Source organism: Mesorhizobium sp. M2C.T.Ca.TU.002.02.1.1, from assembly GCF_003997225.1.
Window position 1 is genome coordinate 1 of sequence record NZ_RZTO01000590.1, and the last position, 3,972, is coordinate 3,972.

5 protein-coding genes and 1 pseudogene are annotated in these 3,972 nt (G+C 64.9%); 2 read left to right on the plus strand and 4 right to left on the minus strand.

The features are described from left to right. Positions 1–375: M20/M25/M40 family metallo-hydrolase (locus tag EOD07_RS25560; RefSeq protein WP_127237397.1), on the minus strand; the 375-nt coding region annotated here is incomplete at its 3' end. Between the two features lie 177 nt (positions 376–552). Here EOD07_RS25560 and EOD07_RS25565 point away from each other — a divergent pair. Beyond that, on the plus strand, positions 553–1,566 hold the full coding sequence (locus EOD07_RS25565) for a 2-dehydropantoate 2-reductase (protein WP_127237398.1): 1,014 nt from the start codon (positions 553–555) through the stop codon (positions 1,564–1,566). 98 nt (positions 1,567–1,664) lie between these two features. Here the strand turns inward: EOD07_RS25565 and EOD07_RS25570 are convergent, their stop codons facing one another. From EOD07_RS25570 to dapD, 3 genes are all read right to left on the minus strand, one after another. Then, on the minus strand, positions 1,665–2,366 hold the full coding sequence (locus EOD07_RS25570; protein ID WP_127237399.1) for a hypothetical protein: 702 nt from the start codon (positions 2,364–2,366) through the stop codon (positions 1,665–1,667). Positions 2,367–2,373: 7 nt separating this feature from the next. Beyond that, positions 2,374–2,745, minus strand: coding sequence for a DUF805 domain-containing protein (locus tag EOD07_RS25575; protein ID WP_041003559.1), 372 nt, complete (start codon positions 2,743–2,745; stop codon positions 2,374–2,376). 128 nt (positions 2,746–2,873) lie between these two features. Then, entirely contained in the window at positions 2,874–3,728 is an 855-nt protein-coding gene (gene dapD, locus EOD07_RS25580) for a 2,3,4,5-tetrahydropyridine-2,6-dicarboxylate N-succinyltransferase (RefSeq protein WP_127237400.1), read from the minus strand. 144 nt (positions 3,729–3,872) lie between these two features. On the opposite strand from dapD, the pseudogene EOD07_RS38670 reads away from it, so the two are divergent. After that, positions 3,873–3,972 (plus strand): annotated as a pseudogene (locus EOD07_RS38670) (3-isopropylmalate dehydrogenase); the annotation flags it as partial.

Sequence of the window (3,972 nt, forward strand, 5' to 3'; positions counted from 1 at the left end):
TTTCTCGACATGGCGCGCCACCGCGGCGACGAAGCAGGCGATGCCGCCCTTCATGTCGACGGCGCCCCGGCCATACATCTCGCCATTGGCGATTTCGGCGGCGAAGGGCGGGTGCGTCCAGGCCGCCTCGTCGCCCGCCGGCACGACGTCGGTATGGCCGGCAAACATCAGATGCGGGCCGTTGCCGGAGCGGCGCGCATAGAGGTTTTCGATGTCCGGCGTGCCGTCTTCCGAGAAGACCGGGCGTTCGACCGAGAAGCCGAGGGGCGTCAGCATGCCTTCCAGCGCGGCAAGCGCGCCGCCCTCGGCGGGCGTCACAGAAGGACAGCGGATCAGGGCGGCAAGATTCGCGGCGGGATCGGTCGGCAATGTCATGGGCAAAGCGATAGTCGAAAGCGTCTGTCGTGTCACGGTGGCAGATGATCGCCGGTCATGCCGCCGACAATATGGTTTTCATGGCGTATAAATGCATGTCGCCCAGAAGTGTGCGGCGGTTCTGGGAGAACGACATGCATCATCATAGCAAGTCGTGGGCCAAGCGAGGACGAATGCATGGCCAGTGAAACAAGCGTCATTGCGATAGCCGGCGCCGGCAGTATTGGATGCTATGTCGGCGGCTGTCTGGCTCTCGCCGGACGCGAAGTGGTTTTCCTCGGTCGTGGCCGCATCGTCGAGGCGCTGCGCGAAAGCGGGTTGCGCGTCAGCGATCTCGATGGCCGCGACCGCCGCCTCGCGGCGCAGGCGACTGCCGTCACCGACGATCCGGCGGCGGCGCTGCCAGACGCGGATGTCATCCTGGTGACGGTCAAGAGCGGCGCGACCGCGGAGATGGGCAGGCTGATCGGCGCCCATGGGCGCCCGGATGCCGTGGTGGTCAGCCTGCAGAATGGTGTCGACAATGCCGACAGGCTGCGCGCCGCGCTCCCGGGACGGCGGGTGCTGACCGGCATGGTGATGTTCAACGTCGTCCAATCTGCGGACGGCGAGCTGCCGTTCCATGTGCATCGCGCCAGCCAGGGCGAGGTGATGATTGATGCCGGCGTCGACGGGCTCGTCGATCTGCTCGACGTCGATGGGCTCGCCGTCGAAGCGCGCGCCGACATGAAGGCGGTGCAGTGGGGCAAATTGCTGATGAACCTCAACAATGCGCTGGTGGCGCTCTCCGACCTGCCGCTGGCAAGGCAATTGGCCGACCGAAGCTGGCGCGTCATCCTCGCCGCCGAGATCGACGAGGCGCTCGCCGCGATGAAGGCCGCGGGCATCGCGCCGGCGCGCATCACCGGCCTGCCGCCGGCGCTGCTGCCGAAAGTGCTGCGGCTCCCCGACTGGCTGTTCAGCCTCCTGGCGCGCCGCATGCTGGCGATCGACCCTCAGGCGCGCTCGTCGATGTGGGACGATCTCAAGCGCGGCCGTGCGACCGAGATCGAGGAATTGCAGGGCGCCGTGATTCGCCTGGCCAGGCAAACCGGCATCCCGACGCCGGTCAACGAACGCGTCACCGCGCTGGTGCGTCAGGCGGAAGCGGAAAAGCGCGGTCCGCCCGGGCTCGCGCCCGGGGCGGTCTGAGAGCAATTCCAGGAAAAGTGTGAGCGGTTTTCCGTCCGGAATTGCTCCAAAACAAGAAGATAGAGCGGTTCGCCGTTTCCGTGAAACGGTGAAACGCTCTAGCGGCGGTCCTCGATCAGCGTGATCTTCTGCCAGATCTTGCGCGATAGGTTGGAGCTCAGATTCTCGATATCGTTGACGACGTCGATGACGACGTCGTCATCGACGGATTGCGCGAACAGCGCGGCGATCTTGCCTGTGATCGACAGCATCTCCGAGCAGTAATCGAGATAGCGCGCGAGATCGGCGGCGTTGGTGATGCGCCGCGGCGAATTCGCGGTCGGCTTGAAGTCGGCCGACAGCGCCGCCGGGTCCTTGGTCAACTGGTGCATGTCGATGACATGGATCAGCGAGCGCAGGCCGCGCAACTGACGAAATACCTTCTTGCGCTTGATCCGCTCCTCGGTGCGGACCAGCGCCAGAAAGCCAAGCACGGCCAGGATGACGGTGTTGATCGTCGCCTCGATGCCTTGCATCGACTGCACGGCATCGTCGGCGCCCGAAATGCGGTCGAGCGGCAGGATGGTGCCGACGAACAGGAACACCGCCACGCCGGCCATGAAGGCCGCGACGATGACGCCGCGCAGCCACCAGATCGGCGCCTCCAGGTCCCTGGCGGCTTTGGCGAGATCCCGCGACAGCGACACCAATTCGGCCGCCACGCCCCGCAGGCCGGCTTCCGGGAAACGCTCGCCGATCCGCTCCTCCAGCCTCTCGGCCGTCTCGATGATCAGTCGCGGATCGAGCGAGCGGTAACGCATGGCCGTCTCAGCTATCGCCCGGCGCGTTGGTGCGCCTGCCGTAGCGATTCGGCCCGGGATCGCTGCGGAAGCAGGCGAGGATGATGAGCAGGATGGGCCCGATGATGAGCGAGATCAGCGCAAAATAGGTCGGCTTGCCGAAATCATGGAAGCGCTTTGCCGTTACCGCGAAGGTGGCCCAGGCCGAGATCAGCAGCACCCCCCAGCAGATCATGGCCCAGTTCTGGCTGGCCGCGGTGTTCAGCTCAACCCGCGCGAACTGGTAGAACGGGAAAAACTGGACAAGCACCAGCAAGACCCCGGCCAACGCATAGGCGACCGGGCTCAGCCGCCCCGAAAGGCTGAAGAACACCCAGAGGAATTGCGATCTTTCAGACAATCGCGCCCGCTCCGTCAAAGCATGACTCCCGAAAGTGGGAACCGGTTTCGGGACAAAGACATGCGCAAGATCAAAAACCTAAAGCGCTGGGAGCGAATCTGAAAGATCGCGACGCGCTTTAGGCAAGATCAATCGCGCAGCAATTCGTTGATCGAGGTCTTGGAACGGGTCTTGGCGTCGACGCGCTTGACGATCACGGCGCAGTAGAGGCTCGGACCCGGTTCGCCATTGGGCAGCGGCTTGCCCGGCAGCGATCCGGCGACGACCACGGAGTTCGCCGGCACCTCTCCATAAAAAACCTCGCCGGTGGCTCGGTCGACGATCTTGGTCGACTGGCCGATGAACACGCCCATGCCAAGCACCGAGCCTTCGCGCACGATGCAGCCTTCGACCACTTCCGAGCGCGCGCCGACGAAGCAATTGTCCTCGATGATGGTCGGGCCGGCCTGCATCGGCTCCAGCACGCCGCCGATGCCGACGCCGCCGGAAAGGTGCACGTTCTTGCCGATCTGGGCGCAGGAGCCGACCGAGGCCCAGGTGTCGACCATGGTGCCCGAATCGACATAGGCGCCGACATTGACGAAGGACGGCATCAGCACGGCGCCCGGCGCGACATAGGCCGAGCGGCGCACGACCGAGGACGGCACGGCGCGGAAGCCGGCCTTCTCGAAATCGACCGCGCTCCAGCCGTCGAACTTGGACGGCACCTTGTCCCACCACACGGCCTCGCCCGGGCCGCCCTTGATGATCTCCATCGGGTTCAGCCGGAACGAGAGCAGCACCGCCTTCTTCAGCCACTGGTTGACATGCCACTTGCCGTCGTCCCGCCGTTCGGCGACGCGGGCGACGCCACGATCGAGAAGGTCGAGCGCCTCCTGGATAGCGTCGCGCGTCTCGCCGCGCGTCGCGGTCGAAATCGCGTCGCGCCCCTCGAAGGCCTTTTCGATGGTCTCCTCGAGGCTCGCCAGATCGGGCTTCGACATGATTTCGCTCCATTACCAAGCTGTTAAGGCGCTCAGCCTTAACCTGTTTAAAAGTCGCGCGGACCCTATGTTAAGGCTCAATGGGGGTCAATCGCGCCAGCGTCACGGGACGGCGCAAGTAAGGGAATTGGACGGGTGGATTCGATGACTCCCATGGAAAAGGCAGGGTGGACGCCGCTGCCGCATTCGGACGAGGACCTGGAGCGCTCGAAAAGCGTGCCGGATACCCCGCAGACACGTGCCG